Source organism: Streptomyces sp. DI166, assembly GCF_900091315.1.
Taxonomy (GTDB): domain Bacteria; phylum Actinomycetota; class Actinomycetes; order Streptomycetales; family Streptomycetaceae; genus Streptomyces; species Streptomyces fuscus.
This window is the reverse complement of sequence record NZ_FLSP01000103.1, coordinates 1-22278: the sequence shown is the minus strand read 5'-3', so window position 1 is coordinate 22278 and position 22278 is coordinate 1. Positions and strand designations below refer to the sequence as shown.

The 22278-nt window shown below is 72.6% G+C and carries 16 protein-coding genes; 14 read left to right on the top strand and 2 right to left on the bottom strand.

What is annotated here, in order from left to right; genetic code table 11:
* Positions 1-19: 19 nt before the first annotated feature.
* Positions 20-4711, top strand: a complete 4692-nt coding sequence (locus GA0115233_RS33730) for a DEAD/DEAH box helicase (protein WP_093724143.1) — start codon at positions 20-22, stop codon at positions 4709-4711.
* Here the strand turns inward: GA0115233_RS33730 and GA0115233_RS33725 are convergent.
* Positions 4666-6657 (bottom strand): FAD/NAD(P)-binding protein, encoded by a 1992-nt coding sequence (locus GA0115233_RS33725; protein ID WP_093724142.1) that lies wholly within the window; start codon positions 6655-6657, stop codon positions 4666-4668. The two genes, GA0115233_RS33730 and GA0115233_RS33725, sit on opposite strands and share 46 nt — an antisense overlap.
* An 839-nt stretch (positions 6658-7496) precedes the next feature.
* Here GA0115233_RS33725 and GA0115233_RS33720 point away from each other — a divergent pair.
* From GA0115233_RS33720 to GA0115233_RS33670, 11 genes are all read left to right on the top strand, one after another.
* Positions 7497-8696, top strand: coding sequence for an LLM class flavin-dependent oxidoreductase (locus tag GA0115233_RS33720; RefSeq protein WP_093724141.1), 1200 nt, complete (start codon positions 7497-7499; stop codon positions 8694-8696).
* A gap of 20 nt (positions 8697-8716) precedes the next feature.
* Positions 8717-10135, top strand: a complete 1419-nt coding sequence (locus tag GA0115233_RS33715; RefSeq protein ID WP_255310445.1) for an NtaA/DmoA family FMN-dependent monooxygenase — start codon at positions 8717-8719, stop codon at positions 10133-10135.
* Positions 10089-11276, top strand: coding sequence for an ROK family transcriptional regulator (locus tag GA0115233_RS33710; protein WP_093724140.1), 1188 nt, complete (start codon positions 10089-10091; stop codon positions 11274-11276). The genes GA0115233_RS33715 and GA0115233_RS33710 overlap by 47 nt, the downstream gene beginning before the upstream one ends.
* A 428-nt stretch (positions 11277-11704) precedes the next feature.
* Positions 11705-12658, top strand: a complete 954-nt coding sequence (locus GA0115233_RS33705) for a TauD/TfdA dioxygenase family protein (protein ID WP_255310444.1) — start codon at positions 11705-11707, stop codon at positions 12656-12658.
* Between the two features lie 36 nt (positions 12659-12694).
* Positions 12695-13747, top strand: coding sequence for an ABC transporter substrate-binding protein (locus GA0115233_RS33700; protein ID WP_093724138.1), 1053 nt, complete (start codon positions 12695-12697; stop codon positions 13745-13747).
* 1 nt (position 13748) lies between these two features.
* On the top strand, positions 13749-14831 hold the full coding sequence (locus GA0115233_RS33695; protein ID WP_093724137.1) for an LLM class flavin-dependent oxidoreductase: 1083 nt from the start codon (positions 13749-13751) through the stop codon (positions 14829-14831).
* A complete protein-coding gene (locus tag GA0115233_RS33690; protein WP_093724136.1) occupies positions 14828-15331 on the top strand; it encodes a flavin reductase family protein in 504 nt (167 codons plus the stop codon). The genes GA0115233_RS33695 and GA0115233_RS33690 overlap by 4 nt, the downstream gene beginning before the upstream one ends.
* On the top strand, positions 15328-16200 hold the full coding sequence (locus GA0115233_RS33685; protein ID WP_093724135.1) for an ABC transporter permease: 873 nt from the start codon (positions 15328-15330) through the stop codon (positions 16198-16200). Before GA0115233_RS33690 ends, GA0115233_RS33685 begins: the two co-directional genes overlap by 4 nt.
* Positions 16176-16934, top strand: a complete 759-nt coding sequence (locus GA0115233_RS33680; RefSeq protein ID WP_093724134.1) for an ABC transporter ATP-binding protein — start codon at positions 16176-16178, stop codon at positions 16932-16934. Before GA0115233_RS33685 ends, GA0115233_RS33680 begins: the two co-directional genes overlap by 25 nt.
* On the top strand, positions 16931-18283 hold the full coding sequence (locus GA0115233_RS33675) for an LLM class flavin-dependent oxidoreductase (protein ID WP_093724133.1): 1353 nt from the start codon (positions 16931-16933) through the stop codon (positions 18281-18283). Before GA0115233_RS33680 ends, GA0115233_RS33675 begins: the two co-directional genes overlap by 4 nt.
* Positions 18280-19350, top strand: a complete 1071-nt coding sequence (locus GA0115233_RS33670) for an aldo/keto reductase (RefSeq protein ID WP_093724132.1) — start codon at positions 18280-18282, stop codon at positions 19348-19350. The genes GA0115233_RS33675 and GA0115233_RS33670 overlap by 4 nt, the downstream gene beginning before the upstream one ends.
* A 32-nt stretch (positions 19351-19382) precedes the next feature.
* On the opposite strand, the gene GA0115233_RS41325 is transcribed toward GA0115233_RS33670, so the two are convergent.
* Positions 19383-19919 (bottom strand): hypothetical protein, encoded by a 537-nt coding sequence (locus tag GA0115233_RS41325; RefSeq protein ID WP_176712035.1) that lies wholly within the window; start codon positions 19917-19919, stop codon positions 19383-19385.
* A 225-nt stretch (positions 19920-20144) separates the two neighbouring features.
* On the opposite strand from GA0115233_RS41325, the gene GA0115233_RS33665 reads away from it, so the two are divergent.
* Positions 20145-20885, top strand: coding sequence for a response regulator transcription factor (locus GA0115233_RS33665; protein ID WP_093724131.1), 741 nt, complete (start codon positions 20145-20147; stop codon positions 20883-20885).
* On the top strand, positions 20882-22278 hold a 1397-nt coding region (locus GA0115233_RS33660), incomplete at its 3' end, for a sensor histidine kinase (protein ID WP_107406480.1). The genes GA0115233_RS33665 and GA0115233_RS33660, both read left to right, overlap by 4 nt.

Below are 22278 nucleotides of genomic sequence, written 5' to 3'. Positions count from 1 at the left end.
CCGCCCAGGAGCCAGTCCGTTGCACAGCCTCGACCCGCTCGCCACGTCCCTGCTGATCAGCGACACCTACCGCCGCTATCTGCGCTCCCTGCTGCCGCTGCGCGAACCCCGGCTGGCCGAGGCCCTCGCCCAGGCCGTCGACACGAGCCCCCTGCTCACCAAGGGCCCCCTGCTGGAGGCCACCCCCGCCTACGCGCAGGGCGCCACCCTCGACGAACTGATCGCGGAGGGCGTCCTGGACCCGGCGTTCCGGGCGCTGACCGGTCCGGCGCTGCCCGCTGACCGGCCGCTGTACCGGCACCAGGAGCAGGCCCTGCGCAAGGCCGTGGCGGGACGGAACCTGGTCGTCGCCACCGGCACCGGCTCCGGCAAGACGGAGAGCTTCCTGCTGCCCGTCCTCAACGCCCTGGCCGCCGAGCACGCCCGCGGCACGCTCGGCCCCGGCGTCCGGGCCCTGCTGCTCTACCCGATGAACGCGCTCGCCAACGACCAGATGAAGCGTCTGCGCCGACTGCTCGCCGCCGCCCCGCACCTCACCTTCGGCCGCTACACCGGCGACACCCACGACGACCCGCGGCGCGCCGCCGACACCTTCGAGCAGCTCAACCCCGGTGAACCGCGGCTGCCCAACGAGCTGCTCAGCCGCCGCGAGATGCGGGCCACGCCCCCGCACATCCTGCTCACCAACTACGCCATGCTGGAGTACCTGCTGCTGCGGCCCCAGGACATGGACCTCTTCGAAGGGGAGCACGCGGGCGGCTGGCGGTACATCGTCGTCGACGAGGCGCACGTCTACGACGGCGCGCGCGGCGCCGAACTGGCCATGCTGCTGCGCCGGTTGAAGGACAGAGTCGGCAAGGGGCGTGCCGTACAGGCGATCGCCACCAGTGCCACCGTCGGCGCCGAGGAGAACCCGGCCGCCGTCACCGCCTTCGCGCAGGCCCTCTTCGACGTGCCCTTCCACTGGGACGCCGACGACCCCGCCGAGCAGGACCTCGTCACCGCCACCCGGGTGGCCGCCCCCGAGGGCCCGCACTGGGGTCCGCTGCCGACCGATCGGTACCTGAGGCTGGTCACCGAGGTCGATCCCGGCCCCGGGCTCGTGGCCGCGGCGCGCGAGCACGGGCTGCCCGACGGCGTCACCCCCGCCGCCGCCCTCGCCACCGAGGCCGGAACCGCCGCACTGCGCCGGGCACTCGCCGAAGGACCCCGGCCCGTCCACGAGATCGCCGAGTCCGTCTTCCCCGGCGACCCGGCGGGACCGGACGCCGTCGCCGCGCTCATCCAGCTCGCCAGCCGGGTCACCGACACCGACGGCGCGCCCGTGCTCTCCGCCCGCTACCACGTGTTCGCGCGCGCCACCGAGGGCGCCTTCACCTGCCTCGACCCGGCCGGACCCCACCTGGACCTGGCCCGCCACGAGAGCTGCGCCACCTGCGCGCGCCCCTCCTTCGAGCTGGGCGCCTGCCGCCGCTGCGGTGCCGTCCATCTGCACGGCACCCTCGACGGGGCGGGCGGACGCCCCCGGCTCGCCCACCGCAAGTCCCCCGACAAGCCGCACACCTGGCTGCTCCTGGACGGCGGCGACCTCGGCGCGGGCGTCGACGAGGACGACGAGACCCTCGGCGAGAGCACCAAGGGAGGACTCAGCGAACGCAGACTGTGCACCCGGTGCGCCGCCGTGCACCCCGCCGGCACGCCCGTCTGCACCGCCGACGGCTGCCAGGGGTCCGAACTGCGCCGCGTCCACCAGCTCGACACCCGCGACGGCACCCCCGCGTCCTGCCTGTCCTGCGGGGCCCGCGGCCACGGCATGATCCGGCTCTTCGAGACCGGCAACGAGGCCGCCGCCTCGGTCCTCGGCACCGCCCTCTACCAGGCGCTGCCCCCCGCCACCGAGGGCCCCGCCGCCGCACTGCCCGGCAAGGGCCGCAAGCTCCTCTTCTTCAGCGACAGCCGACAGGCCGCCGCCTACTTCGCGCCCTACCTGGAGGACTCCTACACCCGCATCCAGCACCGGCGGCTGATGACCCAGGCCGCGCTGAAGGGCTGCCCCGACCCCGAGGAGCCGCTGCACATCGACGACCTCGTCGCCCACACCGTCCGCGCCGCCGACCGCGCCGGGGTCTTCCGCCGCAACGACTCCCGCCAGGCCAAGCAGCGCGAGGTCGCCCTGTGGGTCATGCAGGAGGTCCTCAGCATCGACGACCGCCAGTCACTGGAGGGCCTCGGCCTGCTCCGCGTCGACCTCGACCGCGAACCCTTCTGGCAGCCGCCCGCCGCCCTGACCTCGCTCGGCCTGACCGAGGACGAGTCCTGGCGGCTCCTCCAGGAACTGCTGCGCACCGTCCGCAACCAGGGCGCGCTCACCATGCCCGAGGACGTCGACGCCGGTGACGAGGCGTTCGCGCCGCGCCGCGGGCCGGTCTGGGTCCGCTCGCAGGGCTCCGACGCCGACCGGAAGGTCATCAGCTGGCTGCCCAGCGCCGCGAGCGTGTCCAACCGCCGCGTCGACTACCTGGAACGGGTCCTCGACGCCCTCGGCCACCGCGGCGACCGCCGGGCCACCGCCCTGGAGACCCTGCGCCGCCTGTGGACCGACCTGACCACCGGTCACCTCGCCGAGTGGCTGCCGGGCGAGAACCAGCCCGGCATCGGCGCCGTACGCCGCCTCGACCACGCCTGGCTGCGGCTGCGGCCCGTCACCGCCGACACCGAACCGGTGCACGTCTGCGACCGCTGCCGCCGCGTCGTCGCCGTGTCCGTGCGCGGGGTGTGCCCCACCCTGCGCTGCACCGGCCGTCTTGAGGAGTACAAGCCGAGCACCGAGTCCGACAGCCACCTGCGCCGTCTCTACCTCACCTTCGACCCCGTACCGCTGAAGGCCCAGGAGCACACCGCGCAGTGGACGGGCGAGAAGGCCGCGGAGGTCCAGGGCGAGTTCGTGCGCGGGCAGGTCAACGCCCTGTCCTGTTCCACCACGTTCGAACTCGGCGTCGACGTCGGCGAGCTCCAGGCCGTGGTGCTGCGCAACATGCCGCCCTCCACCGCCAACTACGTGCAGCGCGCCGGACGCGCGGGCCGTCGCGCCGACTCCGCTGCCCTCGTCCTCACCTACGCCCAGCGCCGCCCCCACGACCTGGCCCGGTTCGCCGAACCCCAGCGGATGATCGCCGGGGAGGTCCGGGCCCCGATCGTCCCCGTCGACAACGTCCGCATCGACCGCCGCCACGCCCACTCCATAGCCCTCGCCGCCTTCTTCCGCGCCATGAAGGAGGAGCGGAGCCGCATCTGGCGTACGGCGGGGGAGTTCTTCCTGCCCGACGACACCACCGGGGAGATCGCCGCGCACACCGTGCGGGACTGGCTCACCCCGGTCCCCGGGAGCGTCACCGCCTCCGTGCGCCGGGTGCTGCCCCCGAGCGTCCAGGACGAGATCGGGGTGGACTCCGACGCCTGGGTCGGTGAACTCGACCGGCTGCTGCGGGCCGCGCAGCAGATCCTCCACCAGGACGTCACCTCCTACCGCGAACGCCGCGACCAGGCCGCCGCCGCCCGCAAGTACCGGCTGGCGGAGATGTACCAGAAGGTCATCCACACCCTCACCAAGCGCGACCTGCTCGGCGTCCTCGCCAACCGCAACGTCCTGCCCAAGTACGGCTTCCCCGTCGACACCGTCGAACTGCGCCTGCCGCAGGACGGCGGCGCCGTCGCCGGCCAACTGGAACTCACCCGGGACCTCAGCGCCGCCGTCCACGAGTACGCGCCCGGCGCCGAGATCGTGGCCGGCGGCCGGCTGTGGTCCTCGGCGGGTGTCTACCGGCTGCCCGACCGGGAACTGGTCAGCCGCTACTACACGGTGTGCGGCGCCTGCGGCCGGTACGCGGAGGCCACCGAGCCGGTCGACCCCGCCTGCACCGCCTGCGGCACGGTGTCCACGGCGGCGCCCCGCCGCTACGTCGAGCCGGTCTACGGCTTCGTCGCCGCCCGCGGACCCCAGCGCCGCCCGGGGCAGACCCCGCCGCGCCGGTCCTGGTACGGCGACGTCCACATGTCCACCGACACCGCCGATGTGACGGACGGGGTGACCGTGTTCCCCTCCGGGCACACCACGGCCTGGTCGGCGGGGGCGCGCGGCGAGATGGTCGTCGTCTCGGAGGGACCCGCCGGGGCGGGCTACGAGATCTGCGACTGGTGCGGCTGGGGCCGCCCCCACGCCCGCGCCGCGGGCCGTCGCGGGGGCCATCCGCACCTGCTGAAGGACACCCCGTGCACCGGCCCGCTGCGGGTGGTCTCGCTCGCCCACCGCTACCAGACCGACTTCCTCCAGATCCACCTCGACCCGCTCACCGCCCTGTCCGCACCCCCGCAGCAGCTCCGCTCCGGCCTCTACGCCCTGCTGGAGGGCGCGGCCACCCACCTGGAGATCAGCCGCGACGACATCGACGGCACCGTCCACACGGGCACCGACGGAATGCCGTCCCTGCTGCTCTTCGACACCACTCCGGGCGGCGCGGGCAATGTGATCCGCGTCGGCGACCGGCTGGCCGAGGTGGTCGACGCGGCACTGTCCCGGGTCGGTGGCTGCGAGTGCGGGCCGGAGAGCAGTTGCTACGCCTGTCTGCGGACCTTCCGCAACGAGCGGTTCCACGAGCTGCTGAGCCGTCAGGAGGCGGTGGCGTTGCTGGGGGCGCTGGCGGGCGGGGTGTGACTCGGGCGCGCCGTTGTCGGTTCAGCGCTCAGGGTGCGCAGGAGGGCGCGGGCAACCTCGTCGTTCTGGCGGAACGCCGGTGCGTCGGTGCGCGGGCGGGCGAAGGCGGCGATCGACCGGCTGTTGGTGGGGGCGCCCAGGGCGATCCGGCGCGGGTGGGGGCCGCCACCCAGGGACGGGTCGAGGAGGTGGGCGTCCGAGGGGGAGACCGCCAGCAGGCCCGAACGGTGAGTACGGGTGGCATCGGTGATGACCTCCTCCACGAGGGCGCCCTCCCGGTGCAGGGCGCGCAGGAGGGGGTCCTCGGTGCGCTCCAGGGAAGGGCCGGGCAGATAGGCCTCGATCAGGGCGGTGGCGTGGACCGTGTGGCCGGGGACGGTCGGGCTCGTCGCGGTGAAGGTGCCGGTGGTCTCGTCGGTGCCGATATGGACGCCCGCTCCCAGGAACCGGACCACCCCCGCCCGGGACAGTGCCAGTAGCTGCCGCAGCCGGAAGCCGGGCGGCCCGGAGGCGAGGAAGCTGAAGAAGCCGTGCCACCAGCCGTCGAGGTCGTCCACCACCGAACGGGCGGTGAGCCGACCGGAGTTGACCAGGCCGGGCAGGTGTCCGTAGACGGAGAGCAGGGCGAGGAACGCTCCGAGGTCGGCGCTGAACTCCGGGTCCTCGCGACGGCTCACGTCCTCGGTGATGCGGTGGCGCAGATGCTCCTGGAAGGCGTCCGGGGTGGCGAAGGCCAGGCCGTCCAGCGGGCGGTCCAGGGCCTCGAAGTCGAGCCGGTCGGCGGGGTCGGGGACGGCGCGTGCGACGAGAGCCGTCAACTCGTCGGCGTACCAGTCGAGTCGGTCGTACGCGGCGCGGAACTCCGGCCAGGGCAGTGCCGTGCGCTCGGGGTGGGCGTGGAAGAGCTCGTGGTAGTGGCCGTAGCCGATCTCCTTGGCCATCAGCGGCCACACGTCGCGCCGCAGGTCCAGCGGTCGGTCCTCGGCCAGCAGCCGGTCGACCGCCTCGGGGCCGAAGTGGCGGGGCAGGTCGGGCCGGGGGCCCTGGAGGCGGTAGCGGGTCTTGGAGTGGTAGGGCACTCCGCGCCGCGAACCGACGTACAGGACGGGCTCGTTGCCGGACGGCAGATAGGTGAGGCCGCCGTCGTCCTCGGTGCGGAAGGCGCCGCCGCGGCCCTCGGTGAGCAGGGACATCAGGTCGATGAAGGCGAGCCCGAAGCCGCGCAGGATCACGTGCTCGCCGGGTTCGAGCGGGGAGAGGTCGGCGTCGGCGGAGAACTCCGGCGGCAGGTGGAAGCGGCCGTGCCGGCGGGCGAAGGCGGCGTGGTCGCGGTGCTCGGCGGCGGGCACGGCACCGAGGTGCCCCTGGGCGAGGACCACCAGATCGGCGGTGAGCGGATCGGCGCGGTCGGACAGGTGGACGTACTGCGGTCCGTCCGGGGTCCCGGTGACGGCGGTGGCGACGGCGGGGTGCCACTCGACCGTGACGGAGTCCGGCAGCTCGGTCAGCGCTCTGCGGAACACCCAGTCCAGGTAGGCGCTCTGGGCGCGCCGGGTGGGGAAGTCGGCCCCGTCCAGCGTGCGGAGTTCGGCGAGCACCTCGGGGTCGGCGGGTTCGGCGTACGGGGCGTGGCGCGGGCCCCGGCCGGAGAACTGCGCCGCCCACTCGGCGAGCGAGGGGCCGGGCCGTACCGGGCCCTCGATGGTGGAGGACTCGTCGGTGAACATGGTGACGTCCTCCGCCATGGAGTTCATCCGCAGCAGCCCGGACTGCTCGTCCCGCCAGATCCGCCCCGGACCTGGCGGGTGCGGATCCACCAGATGAATCCGCAACTGCCGTTCCCCGTCCCACAGTTCGGGCGCGTTGGCGGCGACGCGCTCCAGCAGGCCGGTGGCGCGCGGTCCCGCGCCCACGACCACCACAACGGCCTCGGACCCGGCGCTCACCGGCCACCGCCGATCGACGGCCGGGCGTCGGCGGCGGCCATCGCACTCAACCGCTGGCGTACGAGAGTCAGTTGGCCGCGCAGGCGTGGCATCGGCCCCGGCCGGCTCGGGAATTCGGGGACAGGTTCGGTGACTGGTTCGGTGACGGTGAGGGGCGTGACCATTGAGGGGCTCTCCGGGGGAGGGAAAACGCAGGCGTGGAAGACCGTCCGGAGGCACGTCACGGCCCAGAAACCTGTGCGCGTACGTGCCGCCGGACCCGGCGTCGTCACATCGCCGCGTCCCTCAACGCGGCCGGAGAGAACCACCGCGCCGTGCGGCAGCCCGTTCCGCCGTCGATGGTATGTGCCCATGGCATTCATCTGTCAACAGCGCCCGGCCGCACACCGGTCGGGACGGTCCGCCATCCGGGCGCCGCTTGACGGAGAGCGCGATGTCCTGCTCAATTGACGCCATGAACCCCCAGCCACGCCTGGTCTCGCGCGACCACATCGACTTCGGTCGGGTGTGGTCCGCCGCGTGTTGCGCCTGACGCGGCAGCGGGCCGTCTGACCGGCCCTTCCCTCCCTCGGTGACCCCGTCGCGGGCCGAGTTCTCCCTTTCACGCGCGCTGCCGCAGCCCTGCTTCGCCCGACGCCCGACGTCGTCACGCCCGCACTGACTGTTCCGCCCGACGGTTCCTCCGCGCATGCCCGCCGCGAGGCGACTCGGCCCTGCCCGTGTGCCGTTCCGCGAGTGGGGCACCACCGAGTCCGCTATCGAGACCTCGCGGATCAACCCGCCCGAACACACCTGAGGCCGAGCACCCGCACTCCCGCCCTCCAGGAAGGCACCCTCCCGTGTCCTCAACCTCCCTTTCCCCGCTGCACCTCGCCGTCGCCCTGGACGGCACCGGCTGGCACCCCGCCTCCTGGCGCGAACCGGTCTCCCGGCCCAAGGAACTGTTCACCGCCGCCTACTGGGCCGGCCTCGTCGCCGAGGCCGAGCGCGGACTGCTCGACTTCGTCACCATCGAGGACGGACTCGGCCCGCAGTCCTCCCACTTCCTCGACCCCGACGACCGCACCGACGAGGTGCGCGGCCGTCTCGACGCCGTCCTCATCGCCTCCCGTGTCGCCCCGCTCACCCGGAACATCGGCCTGGTGCCGACCGTCGTCGCCACCCACACCGAGCCCTTCCACATCTCCAAGGCCATCGCCACCCTCGACTACGTCAGCACCGGCCGCGCCGGAGTGCGCGTGCAGATCACCGCCCGCCCCAACGAGGCCGCCCACTTCGGCCGCCGCACCGTCCCGCGCATCAAGGCCTACGACAACCCCGCCGACCGGGAGACCATCGCCGGACTCTTCGACGAGGCCGCCGACTACGTCGAGGTGGTGCGCCGGCTGTGGGACAGCTGGGAGGACGACGCCGAGATCCGCGACGCCGCCACCGGCCGCTTCATCGACCGCGACAAGCTCCACTACATCGACTTCGAGGGCAAGTACTTCAGCGTCCGCGGCCCCTCCATCACGCCCCGCCCGCCGCAGGGCCAGCCGGTCGTCAGCGCCCTCGCCCACGACACCATCCCCTACCGGCTCGTCGGCCGCGCCGCCGACATCGGCTATGTCACCCCGCACGACGCCGACGAGGCCCGCGCCATCGTCGCCCGCGTCCGCACCGAGCAGAACGCGGCCGGACGGGTCGCCGAACCCCTCCATGTCTTCGCCGACCTGCTCGTCTACCTCGACGACGACCCAGAGGCCGCGGCCGAACGCCGGGACGGCCTCGACATCCTCGCGGGACGGCCGTACCTCAGCGACGCCCTCACCTTCACCGGCAGCCCTGCCCAACTCGCCGACCTGATCGAGGAGTTCCAGTCCGCCGGGATCAGCGGCTGCCGGCTGCGGCCCGCCGTCGTCGGCCACGACCTCCCGGCCATCACCCGCTCCCTGGTCCCCGAACTCCAGCGCCGGGGCGCCTTCCGCCGGTCCTACGAGGCCGACACCCTGCGCGGCCTGCTCGGCCTGGCCCGCCCCGCCAACCGCTACGCCGCCTGAGCCGGAAGGGACCGCCCCCGATGTCCAAGCCCCTGAAGCAGATCCACCTCGCCGCGCACTTCCCCGGCGTCAACAACACCACCGTCTGGAGCGACCCTGCGGCCGGCAGCCATATCGAGTTCAGCTCCTTCGCCCACTTCGCCCGCACCGCCGAACGCGCCAAGTTCGACTTCCTCTTCCTCGCCGAAGGGCTCCGGCTGCGCGAACAGGGCGGGAAAATATACGACTTGGACGTCGTCGGCCGCCCCGACACCTTCACCGTCCTCGCCGCCCTCGCCGCCGTCACCGAGCACCTGGGCCTGACCGGCACCATCAACTCCACCTTCAACGAGCCCTACGAGGTCGCCCGCCAGTTCGCCAGCCTGGACCACCTCTCCGGCGGGCGCGCCGCGTGGAACGTCGTCACCTCCTGGGACGCCTTCACCGGCGAGAACTTCCGGCGCGGCGGCTTCCTGCCGCAGGAGGAGCGTTACTCCCGCGCCAAGGAGTTCCTCGCCACCGCGCACGAACTCTTCGACTCCTGGCACGGTGACGAGATCCTCGCCGACCAGGACACCGGCCAGTTCCTGCGCGACGCCAAGGCCGGCGCCTTCGTCCACACCGGGCAGCACTTCGATATCCACGGCCGGTTCAACGTGCCGCGCTCCCCGCAGGGCCGCCCCGTCATCTTCCAGGCAGGCGACTCCGAGGAGGGCCGCGAGTTCGCCGCCTCCGAGGCCGACGCCATCTTCAGCCGCCACGCCACCCTCGAAGCGGGCCGCGCCTTCTACACCGACGTCAAGAGCCGCCTCACCAAGTACGGCCGCACCCCCGACCAGTTGCTGATCCTGCCCGCCGCCACCTTCACCCTCGCCGACACCGACGCCGAGGCGGAGGAACTGGCCAAGGAGGTACGCCGCCAGCAGGTCAGCGGAGCCACCGCGCTCAGGCACCTGGAGTTCGTGTGGAACCGGGACCTGTCCGGCTACGACCCGGACGGGCCGCTGCCCGACATCGACCCCGACGTCAGCGGCGACCACATCTCCCAGGGCCGCGCCCAGGTCCGTATGTACCGGGACCCGATCACCACCGCCCGCGAGTGGCGCGAACTGGCCGCCGCCAACAACTGGTCCATCCGCGACCTGGTCATCGAGACCGGCAACCGGCAGAACTTCATCGGCTCGGCCGAGACCATCGCCCGCACCGTCAACGAGTTCGTGCAGACCGACGCGAGCGACGGCTTCATCCTCGTCCCGCACATCACCCCGACCGGCCTCGACGCGTTCGCCGACCAGGTCGTCCCGATCCTCCAGGAAAAGGGCGTGTTCCGCACCGAGTACGAGGGGCCGACACTGCGCCACCACCTCGGCCTGGCCCACCCCGACGGCAGCACCCCCGGACCGAGGACCCCCGATGCGACCAGCGCTCATAGCGACACCGGGCGGAAGGACCGCCACTGAACCGTCCGACGGTGCGACCGCCGTCCTGCGGGCCGTCCTGCGCGGCGGCCCGCTGGCGCGCACCGCGATCATCAGGGAGACCGGACTCAGCGCCGCCGCCGTGTCCCGGCACACCGCCGAACTGCTCGCCATGGGACTGGTCTGGGAACCGCCCGAACCGTCCCGGCGGCCCCGACCGGGGCGCCCGCGCATCCCGCTGGACATCGAGACCTCCCACCACGTCGCGGCGGGCGTGCACATCGCCGTGCCCCGGCTGACCTTCTCCCTCACCGACCTGCGCGGCCGGGTCATCGCACAGGAACGCGTGCCCAGGCCGCCCCAGCACGGGGCGGTCCTGCACGACGTGGCCGCCCGGCTGCCCGGGTTCCTGCGGCGGCACGCCCACGGGCGCTCCGTGCTCGGCCTCGGCGTGGTCACCGGCGGCTGGGTCGACCCGGACGCCGGTGTCCTCGTGGAGAACTCCGCGCTCGGCTGGCGTGACATTCCGCTGCGGCGGACCTTGCAGCGGGTGGTCGGGCTGCCCGTCCATGTGGAGGGCCACGCGCGGGCGCTGGCCCAGGCGGAGCTGCTGTTCGGCGCGGTGCGCGGGGACAACCTGGTGCACCTGTTCGTCGGCAACGCCGTGGACGCCGCCATCGCCACCGGCGGTGTCGTCCTCCAGGGCCGCCGCCACGGCGCCGGAGGCATCGCCCACCTGCCCGTGCCGGGCTCCGCCGAGCCCTGTACCTGCGGTCGGAGCGGCTGTCTCCAGGCCACCGTCTCCGACCGTGCCGTCGCCCAACGCGCCGTCGCCGCCGGGATCATCGACCGGCCCGACTTCCAACTCCTCGTCCGTGTCGCGCGGGACGGCGACTCCCGCGCGCTGGAGCTGTGCCGCACCCGGCTCCGGCTCATCGCGCACGCGGTCCGGCCGCTGCTGGCCCTGATCAGCCCGGACTCCCTGGTGCTCACCGAGTCCGCCACCATCCATCTCCCGCGGCTCCTGGAGGAGTTGACGCGCGAGCTGGAGGAGGACGGTGAGCGGGTGCGCACCGGGTCCTTCGGTACGTACACGCTCGCGGTGGCCGCGACCGCTCCGGTGCTGTCCGCCGTGTACCGGGACCCGCTGGGACTGCGTACGGCGGGCAGCGCCGCCCGCTAGCCGGGGTTTCTTCCGCGCCGCCACAAAACATTGTCCGCGCCGGGCCACCGCGACAGACTTCTCCCATGGACGCACAGCAGAAGGCCACGATCCGGGCAGCCGCAGGCCGGCACCCCGTGAACGCCTTCCGTGCGCACCACTTCGCCGGACTGGGCTGTCGTACCCACTGACCGGCTCCCCGCCGACGCGCCCCCGCGCGTCCGCCCCGCGACGGTGACCACCGCGCACCTCTTCCTCTGAACGCACACCTGCGCACGTTCACCGACACACCGCACACCTGCACACGTTCACCGACACACCGCACACCTGCACGCGTTCACCGATGCACCGCTGCACCTGCGCGCCCTCGCCCGACAGGTCACTCCGGCGCGCCCTCCCACCCCCGCGGGCCAACCCCTGTGTCCGCCATGCCCGAAAGGACCCGCCCCATGAGCACGCTCTCCGTCCGCCGCGTCGCCGGACACATCGGTGCCGACATCGACGGCGTCGACCTCTCCCAGCCGCTGTCCACCGACACGGTCGAGGAGATCAAACAGTCCCTGCACCGCCACAAGGTGGTCTTCTTCCGCGGACAGCGCCTCGACCACGCCTCCCAGATCGCCTTCGCCCGCCACTTCGGCGAGCTGACCTACGCCCACCCGCACGACGACGCCCCGCCCCAGGACCACCCGGAGATCTTCACCATCGACCCGCGCCGCTTCGAGGAGCGGTACGGAAAGACCTTCCGGGACGAGTACCGCAAGCGCCAGTACAGCTACTTCGACGGCTGGCACACCGACGTCACCGCCGCCGTGAACCCGCCCGCCGCCTCCATCCTGCGCGCCGAGACCGTCCCGGAGTTCGGCGGCGACACCCAGTGGACCAACCTCGTCGCCGCGTACGAGGGGCTGTCCGCGCCGGTGCGCGCCTTCGTGGACACCCTGCGCGCCGAGCACCGCTACGGCGGCAGCCGTCCGGTCGGCGAGGACAGCGCGTACGCCCGCCGCGTCAACGACAACCTGCTCGTCTCCGTGCACCCCGTGGTGCGCGTGCACCCCGAGACGGGGGAGCGGGCCCTGTTCGTCAACCCCGGTTTCACCAGCCACATCGTCGGCGTCAGCGCCGCCGAGAGCCGGCGCATCCTGGACCTGCTGTACGCCGAGATCACCCGGCCCGAGTACACCGTCCGCCTCCGCTGGGAGCCCGGACACGTGGCGTTCTGGGACAACCGGGCCACCGCGCACCTCGCCCCGCGCGACCTGGAGCACCTGGACGTCGAGCGCCGACTGCACCGGGTCACGCTCATCGGGGATGTGCCCGTGGGTCCCGACGGGCACGAGTCCGAGCTGGTCGCCGGACGCCCCTTCACCGCCGACCACCGCGTCGCCGTCGCCGCCAACTGACCACCGCCGCACACGCAAAGGCCTCCCGACACCGCCATGTCCCCATACCGGTCAAGAACCATTAACCGCCGAGGCTTCCTCGCCCTGGGCAGCGGCGCCCTGCTGACCCTCGCGGGCTGTGCCTCCTCCGACGACACGGATGCCACGACCGTCGGCGCGCTGCCGACCGCGGCACCCGACAAGAGCACCACCCTGCGCCTCGGAGTGGCCACCACCCAGGCCCAGTTGGCGGCCGAACCCTCGCTCGGCCCGGTCCCGTTCCGCACCGAGTGGGTCCGCCTCAACGGCGGCCCCGAGACCATCCAGGGCTTCCGCGCGGGCGCGGTCGACCTGGCCAGTAATGCCGGGATGCCGCCCATCCAGGCGCACGACATCGGCGTCGAGGCCCGCATCGTCGCCATCTCGCACAACACCGCCGTCAACTACATCCCGACCACCCGCCCCGGCAGCGACATCAGGACGGCGAAGGACGTCGTCGGCAAGAAGATCGGCTTCTCGCAGGGGCAGGCGCAGGGCGTCACGATCCTGAAGTGGCTGAAGGAGAACGGCATCTCCTACAAGGACGTGGAGCTGGTCCCGCTGCCCAGCGCCCAGTTCCTCACCGCCCTCCAGGGCAAGCAGGTCGACCTCGCCCCGCTGACCGAGCCGGCGCTGACGAAGTACCTGGAGCAGTACGAGAAGGACGGCGCCCGGGCCCTGCCCACCGACGTCCAGGACCTGCTCAGCCTGCTGTGGGCGCCCACCTCCGTCCTCGCCGACGACCAGAAGGCGGCGGCGGTCCGGGCGTTCATCCCGATCTGGGTGAAGGGCAACAACTGGTCCTGGGAGAACCCGGAGGAATGGATCGAGTCCTACTACGTCAAGGACCAGGGCATCTCCAAGGAGGACGGGCAGCGGATCGTCCAGGCGCGCAGCAAGCCGCTGTACCCGACGAACTGGGACTCCTCCATCGCCTGGGAGCAGTCCATCGCCGACCTCATGTCCGGCGCGGGCTTCGTCAAGGAGTTCGACGTGAGCGTGCTCTTCGACCGGCGCTTCGAGCACATCGCCGCCGAGGCCGCGGCCGCCGAGTACCGCGGGCAGGCCTGACATGGGCGAATACCTCTGGTACATCCCGAACACCGTCGAACCCGGCCACCGCGGCGACGACACCGTCGACGGCTACGGCACCCTCGACCACTCCACCGAACTGGCCCGTGCGGTCGAGGACCACGGCTGGGCCGGGGCCCTGCTCGGCACCGGCTGGGGGCGCCCCGACACCTTCACCGTCGCCGCCTCCCTCGCCGCCCGCACCACGACCTTCAAACCGCTGATCGCGATCCGGCCCGGCTACTGGCACCCCGCGAACTTCGCCTCCGCCTCGGCCACCCTGGACCGGCTCAGCCGGGGCCGGGTCCTGGTCAACATCGTCAGCGGACTCGACGACGCCGCCTCCTACGGCGACGGCGAGTTCGACCAGTCCCGCCGCTACGACCGCACCCTGGAGTTCCTCCGGCTGGTCCGCCGCCTGTGGACCGAGGAGGAGGTCAGCTTCCACGGCGAGCACTATCGGGTCGACAACTCCCGTGTCCGGCCCCGACCCTGGGGTGCCGAGCACGGACACCACCCGCGCCTGTACTTCGGCGGCGCCAGCCCGGCCGCCGAGCGGGTGGCGGCACGCGAGGCCGATGTCCAGCTGTTCTGGGGCGAGCCCCTGGACGGTGTCGCCGAGCGCATCGACCGGCTCAGGGCACTGTCCGAGTCGCTGGGCCGCACGCACCGCCCGCTGGAGTTCGGGCTGCGCGTCACCACCCTGGTCCGCGACACCTCGGAGGAGGCGTGGCGGGCGGCCGAGGAGAAGGTCTCCCGCATGGCGCGGGCGGACCCGCGCGTCCAGGAGGCGTTCCGGCGCCGTACGGCCGTCGGCCAGCAGCGCCTGCTCGACCTGGCGGACCGCGGAGACGTCCTCGACAGCTGCCTGTACACCGCGCCCGGCCGTTACGGAGGCGGCGGCGCCGGTACGACCTGGCTGGTCGGCTCCGCCCGGGAGGTCGCCGACGCCCTCGACAAGTACCGGGCGCTCGGCGTCACCCACTTCGTCCTGTCGGACACCCCGTACAAGCGGGAGATCGCCCGCGTCGGCGACAGCCTCCTGCCCCTGCTCGGAGCAACCTCGACGGAGGTCCCGGTATGACCGCGGTACTGCACGACACCATCTCCCTGCGCGCCGTCTACGGCGCCTTCCCCACCGGAGTCGCGGCCGTCGCCGCGATCGTCGACGGGGCACCGGTCGGCCTCGCCGCCAGCTCCTTCACGACCGTCTCCCTCACCCCGCCCCTGGTCTCCGTGTGCATGGCGCACACCTCCAGCACCTGGCCGGTGCTGCGGCGCGCCGAACGCCTCGGCGTCAGCGTGCTCGCCACGGACCAGGGGCCGCTGTGCCGACGGCTCGCCGGTCCCAGCGAGGAGCGGTTCACCGCGACCGAGTGGAGCACCACCCCGGAGGGCGCGGTGCTGCTGCCCAGCGCCGCGGCCTGGTTCGAGTGTTCCGTCGACAACGAGGTACGCGCCGGGGACCACGACATCGTCGTGCTCCGCGTCCACGACCTGCGTCTCGACCGGGACGTGGACCCGCTGGTCTTCCACTCCGGTGCGTTCCGCTCGCTGACCCCCCGAACCCAGGAGCCCCGATGACCTTCGACCTCTCCGCCCGCACCGGCGGAGGCACGACGGCCACAGCCACCAAGGAAGCGCCACCGACGACGGACACCCTGGTCCCGGCACTCCAACGGCGCCTCGGGCGCGGCAAGTCGATCCCCTTCGGCCGGCTCCTCGGCCCGCTGGTGCTCATCGCGCTGTGGTGGGTCGCCTCGGCGGCCGGGTGGCTGGACCCGCGCAAACTGTCCTCCCCCGCCTCGGTCCTCACCTCCGCCCAGGAACTGTGGAGCAGCGGGCGGCTCCAGGACAGCGTGCAGACCTCCCTGACCCGCGCCCTCCTCGGCCTGCTCATCGGTGTCGCGGCGGGCGTCGTCCTGGCCCTCGCCTCCGGCCTGTCCCGCACCGGCGACGCCTTCGTCGACGGAACCCTCCAGGTCAAGCGCTCCATTCCCAACCTCGCCCTGCTGCCGCTGCTCATCCTCTGGCTCGGCATCGGCGAGACCATGAAGGTCGTCGTCATCGCGCTCGGCGTCCTGGTGAGCGTCTACATCAACACGCATGCCGCGCTGGTCTCCATCGACGCGCGCTACGTGGAACTCGCCGAGGCCCAGCGGCTGTCCCGCTGGCAGTTCCTGCGCAAGGTCGTCCTGCCCGCCGCCCTGCCCGGCTTCTTCACCGGACTGCGGCTCGCCGTCACCGCGGCCTGGCTCGGCCTGATCGTCGTCGAGCAGATCAACGCCACCTCCGGCATCGGCTACATGATGTTCCAGGCCCAGCAGTACGCCCAGTCCGGGATCATTCTCGTCGGCCTGGTGCTCTACGGCACCTTCGGGTTCGCCTCCGACGCCCTGGTCCGCCTGGTGGAGGGGAGGGTGCTGTCGTGGCGCCGTACGATCACCGCCTGAGCGGCGCCCCGGCCGCCGCCGTCCGGATCAGCGGCCTCACCCGCTCCTTCGGGGACCGGACCGTGCTCGACCGGGTCGATCTGACCATCGGGCGCGGTGAGTTCACCGCTCTGCTCGGCCGCAGCGGCTCCGGCAAGAGCACCCTGCTGCGGGCGGTGGCCGGCCTCGACCACAGCACCGTCGGCACGGGCGAGATCCTCGTGCCCGAGCGGGTCTCGCTGGTCTTCCAGGACGCCCGGCTGCTGCCGTGGCTGCGGATCCTCGACAATGTCGTCCTCGGCCTGCCCGGCAAGGACGCCCGGGAACGCGGACGCGTCGCCCTGGACGAAGTCCGCCTGGGCAACCGGGGGTCGGCCTGGCCGCACGAACTGTCCGGCGGCGAACAGCAGCGGGCCGCACTCGCCCGGTCCCTGGTCAGCGAACCGGAACTGCTGCTCGCCGACGAGCCGTTCGGCGCCCTCGACGCGCTGACCCGCATCCGTATGCACCGGCTGCTGCGCCGTCTGTACGAGACGCACCGGCCCGCCGTGCTGCTGGTGACCCACGACGTGGACGAGGCGGTGACCCTCGCCGACCGCGTCCTCGTCCTCGACAACGGCGACTTCGTCCAGGACCTGCGCATCGACCTGCCCGCCGGACGCGACCCCGGCGACCCCCGCTTCCAGCACTACCGGACCACCCTGCTGGGCGCCCTCGGCGCCCTCACCGACCACCGCACGAAGGAACCGACATGAGCAAGCGCCCCGGACAACTCCACCTCAACGCTTTCCTGATGGGCGTCGGCCACCACGAGGCCGCCTGGCGGCTGCCGGAGTCCGACCCGTACGCCTCCTGGGACGTCGAGCACTACCGGAACCTGGCCCGTATCGCCGAACGGGGCAGGCTGGACTCGCTGTTCCTCGCCGACAGTCCGGGCCTGATGGGCGATCCGGGGCGCAGGCCGGGCGGGCGGCTGGAGCCGACGGTGCTGCTGACGGCGCTCGCCGGGGTCACCGAGCGGATCGGCCTGATCGCCACCGCCTCCACCTCGTACAACGAGCCCTACAACCTGGCCCGCCGCTTCGCCTCCCTCGACCATGTGTCCGGGGGACGGGCCGGGTGGAACATCGTGACCACCGCGGGCGCGGACGCCGCCCGCAACTTCGGCCTGGACGACACGCCCCTGCACAAGGAGCGGTACGAGCGGGCCGACGAGTTCCTGGAGGTGTCCACCAAGCTCTGGGACAGTTGGACCGACGACGCGATCGTCGCCGACAAGGCCGCCGGCGTCCACGCCGACTCCGCGAAGGTCCGCAGGATCGAGCACGCGGGGCGGTTCTTCCGGGTGGCGGGTCCGCTGAACGTGCCGCGCTCGCCGCAGGGCCATCCGCTGCTGGTGCAGGCCGGTTCCTCGCACAACGGCAAGGCGTTCGCGGCGCGTTGGGCGGAGGCGGTGTTCACGGCGCAGCAGACCCTCGCGGAGGCGCAGGCGTTCTACGCCGACCTGAAGAAGCGGGCCGCCGCCCACGGACGGGACCCGGACGGCATCAAGATCCTGCCCGGTATCGTGCCGGTCATCGGCGACACCGAGGCGGAGGCGGAGGAGCTGGACCGCGAACTCGACCGGCTGATCAGCCCCGAGTTCGCCAAGCGACAGCTCGCCCAGCAGTTCCGGCTCGACCCCGACGCCCTCGACCTGGACGCCCCGCTGCCGGAGAACCTGCCCTCCGAGGACGAGATCGAGGGCGCCAAGAGCCGGTACACCCTCATCGTGGACCTCGCCCGCCGAGAGAAGTTGACCGTACGTCAGCTCATCGGGCGGCTCGGCGGCGGACGCGGGCACCGGACCTTCACCGGCACGCCCGTGCAGGTCGCCGACGCGATCGAGGAGTGGTTCGACGACGGCGCCGCCGACGGCTTCAACATCATGCCGCCCGTCCTGCCCTCCGGCCTTGAGGTCTTCGTCGACAAGGTCGTGCCGATCCTCCAGGAACGCGGCCGCTTCCGCACCGACTACACCGGCACCACCCTGCGCGACCACTACGGCCTGCCCCGCCCGGCCGACTCCCTCACCACGGCACTGGCCGTACGGCAGTCCGCATGACCATCCGCACGACCACCGGAAGGAACCCCGTGACCATCCCGTACCGCCCCTTCGGCCGCACCGGAGTGCAGGTCAGTGCGCTCGCCCTCGGCACCATGAACTTCGGCGCCCGGGGCAATCCGAGCCACGAGGACAGCATCCGCGTCATCCACCGCGCCCTCGACGCCGGGATCAACCTCGTGGACACGGCGGACGTGTACGCGCAGGGCGAGTCGGAGGAAATCGTCGGCAAGGCGCTCGAAGGCCGCCGCGACGACGTCTTCCTGGCCACCAAGTTCCACGGCCGCATGGGGGAGGACGTCAACCGGTTCGGCAACTCGCGGCGCTGGATCTTCCGCGCGGTCGAGGACAGCCTGCGCAGACTCCGGACCGACCACATCGACCTCTACCAGGTGCACCGACCCGAGGAGGACACCGACTTCGACGAGACCCTCGGCGCGCTCACCGACCTCGTCCGCCAGGGCAAGGTCCGCTACCTCGGCACGTCCACCTTCCCGCCGTCCAGGATCGTGGAGGGCCAGTGGACGGCCGAGGCACGGGGACGCGAGCGGGTGGTGTCCGAGCAGCCGCCGTACTCCATCCTGGCGCGGGGAGTGGAGGCCGAGGTGCTGCCGGTGGCGCACCGCTACGGCCTGGCGGTCATTCCGTGGAGCCCGCTCGCCGGAGGCTGGCTCACCGGCCGCTACCGTTCCGGTGGCGCCCAGCCGGAGTCGAGCCGGGCGGCCCGCCAGCCGGGGCGGTTCGACATCGACAGCACCGAGAACACGGCCAAGCTGGAGGCCGTGGAGGCGCTGTCCGTCCTCGCCGAGCAGGCCGGGATCACGCTGATCGAGCTGGCCCTCGGCTTCGTCCTGGCCCACCCGGCGGTCACCGCGCCCATCATCGGCCCCCGCACGCTGTCCCAGCTGGAGGACCAACTCGGCGCTGCCGACGCCCCGTTGCCGCCGGACGTCCTGGACGAGATCGACAAGATCGTGCCGCCGGGGACGACGCTGTCGGTACGGGACGCCGGGTACGTGCCGCCCGCGCTGCGGGACGCTGCGGCACGGCGGCGCACGGACGGCTGACCGGCACTCAGGGCCGGGCGCGGGCGACGGGGTCAGTGATGGTCGTCGTCATCGTCGTCGTCATCCGGATCGTCGTCATCGTCGTCGTCCGGGTCGTCGTCATCGTCGTCGCTCGGGCTCCCCTGCGGGAGACCGGGGCTCGTCTCCTCGGCCGTGGCAGAAGAAGGGGCAGAGGCCGAGGGGGTGTCGGAAGGCGGGGGAGTCTCCGAGGCCGTCGGGTCGGCGGGCGGCGTCTCGCGGCCCGGCGGGCTCGCGGGCGCGACCTCCCCGGCCGTCTGCTCACCCCCGGCGGGGGTGACCGTGATGCCGTCGGTCAGCATCGCCATGCCCACCAGCACACCTAGGAGCACCAGGCCCGCTGCGGCGGCCGTGGCGGCAGTGGCCCAGCGGTCGCCCAGCCGGTTCCACAGCCCGGCGCGCACCTCGTCGGGGTCGTCGTCGGGGTCACCCGGCAGGCGGGTGGACCCGGGGGCGCTCGTGGGCGGTTCCGGAAGGTCGGTGATGACGAAGGCACGGTCGCGGGCGGCCGGACCCGCGTCCGGGGTGTTCGGGTCGGAATCTGGTGTCACAGCGTCCTTCCTCAGGGGGGAAAGAGGGGTCGCTTACGCGTCAACACCCTAGGAGGGACGCCTCCTGCGCGGGGGCAGCGTTGGGCCAGCACTCGGTTAAGGGACGACCAACATTCGTGGTAGGTGAACGCAAACAGGCGACCGGGCGTATGTGACGGCGGACTGTCCGTCCGGAGGTCCCGTGCTGCCTGCTGCACACAACCGGAGACTGGTGGGTCTGCTGCTATGCGTGTCTTGCTGATCGAGGACGACGACCGGGTGGCCGGGCCGCTGGCCGAGGGGCTGAGCCGGTTCGGCTTCACCGTGGACCTGGCCCGTACCGGCGCCGAGGGACTGGCCGCCGGGGAGAGCGACATGGTCCTGCTGGACCTCGGACTGCCCGACATGGACGGCCTTGAGGTGTGCCGGGCGCTGCGCATGCGCTCCCAGGTGCCCATCATCATGATCACCGCACGCAGCGACGAGGTCGATCGCGTCCTGGGCCTGGAGATCGGCGCCGACGACTACGTCTCCAAGCCCTTCGGCGTCCGGGAACTGATCGCCCGTATCCGCGCCGTCACCCGCCGCGCCCAGGCCCCGCTCGTGGCGCCTGGCCCGGCGCCGTCCCCGCAGGCCGGCGGCCACGGCGTCCAGCGGATCGGCCCGCTCACCATCGACCGCCGCACCCGTCAGGTATGCCTGCACGGCGCGCCGATCGCCCTCGCCCCGAAGGAGTACGACCTGCTGGTCTGCCTCGCCGACGATCCCGGCGCCGTCTGTACCCGCCAGCACATCCTGGACACCGTGTGGCAGCCGAACTACTTCGGCCCCACCAAGACCCTGGACGTGCACATCGCCGCCCTGCGGCGCAAACTCGGCGACTCCTCCTGGATCGACACCCTGCGCGGTGTCGGCTTCCGGCTCCAGGCGCCCGCCGCCCAGGACGCCGAGCCCGCTTGGCACGGGCCTGCGCGGGACGTCCGGTGACCCGGCGCCTGCTGCTCAGCTACCTCAGCCTCACTCTGCTCGTCCTGCTCGCCCTGGAAGTCCCTCTCGGCTACTTCTACGCCCGAGGAGAGATGTCCCGCTTCGAGGGCGACAACCGGCACGCCGCCGAGATGCTCGCCGGGTCCCTGGAGGACCGCATCGAACGGCAGCAGTCCAGGGAACTCAGCGACCAGGTCACCGAGTTCGCACGGGAGCACGGCAGCCATGTCCTTGTCGTGGACAGCGACGGACGCGTGCTCACCGACTCGCACGGCACCGTGAAGGCGGGTACGGATCTGTCCGCCGATCCCGACATCGCCGCCGCGCTCGGCCGACGGCACACCGCGGCGCCCGGCGGCAGCTCCGTCGTGGGCGGCGACACCCTCACCGTCACCGTGCCGAACTCCTTCGGCGGGAACATCCGTTGCGCGGTGCGCGTCGCCTACCCGGTCGCCCCCCTTTCGGCGCGCATTCACGGCACCTGGACGACCCTCGGCCTCATCGGATTCGGTGTCCTGGTGGCCGTGGCGGTCATCGCGCTGGCGCTGGCCCGCTGGGTCACCCGGCCCGTACGCGCCCTGGAGTGCGCCACCGCCGAACTCGCCGACGGCAGCGTCAAGGATCTGCCCGCCATCACCCAGGGCCCGCCCGAACTGCGCCGCCTCGCCACCACGTTCGCCCGCACGGCGACCCGGCTCCAGCACCTGCTGCACGCCCAGCGGGCCTTCGCCTCCGAGGCCTCCCACCAGCTTAAGACACCCCTGACCGCGCTGCGGCTGCGCCTGGAGAACTTCGAGCCCTACCTCGACCCCCGCGCCCACGACAGCCTCGACGAGGCGATGCAGGAAGTGGAGCGCCTCGGCCGTATGGTGCAGGGCTTGCTGGCCCTGGCCCGGCTGGAGAACTCCGCCGGCACCCCCGAGGCCACCGCCCTCGGCGCCGTCGTCGCCGACCGTGCCGCCATCTGGTCCGCGTTCGCCGCCGAGCATCAGGTGCACATCAACGTGACCGGTCAGGACGTCGGCGAGGTGTGGGCGCTGCCCGGCGCACTGGAACAGGTCGTGGACAACCTCCTGTCCAACGCGCTCAGGGTCTCACCGCCCGGCGGCACCATCACCCTGGCCACGATGATCAACGGTGGCACCCGCGGGACCTGGGCCGAACTGCACGTGATCGACGAGGGGCCCGGCATGACCCCGGAGGAACGGCAGCGCGCCTTCGACCGGTTCTGGCGGGCGTCCAGCTCCTATCACGACGGCACCGGCCTCGGCCTGCCCATCGTGCAGCAACTCGTCCGGGCGGGCGGCGGGGACGTGGTGCTCGACGCCGCGCCCGGCGGCGGCCTCGACGCGGTCGTACGGCTGCGGGTCGTGGCCCCGCAGCGCCCCGCACC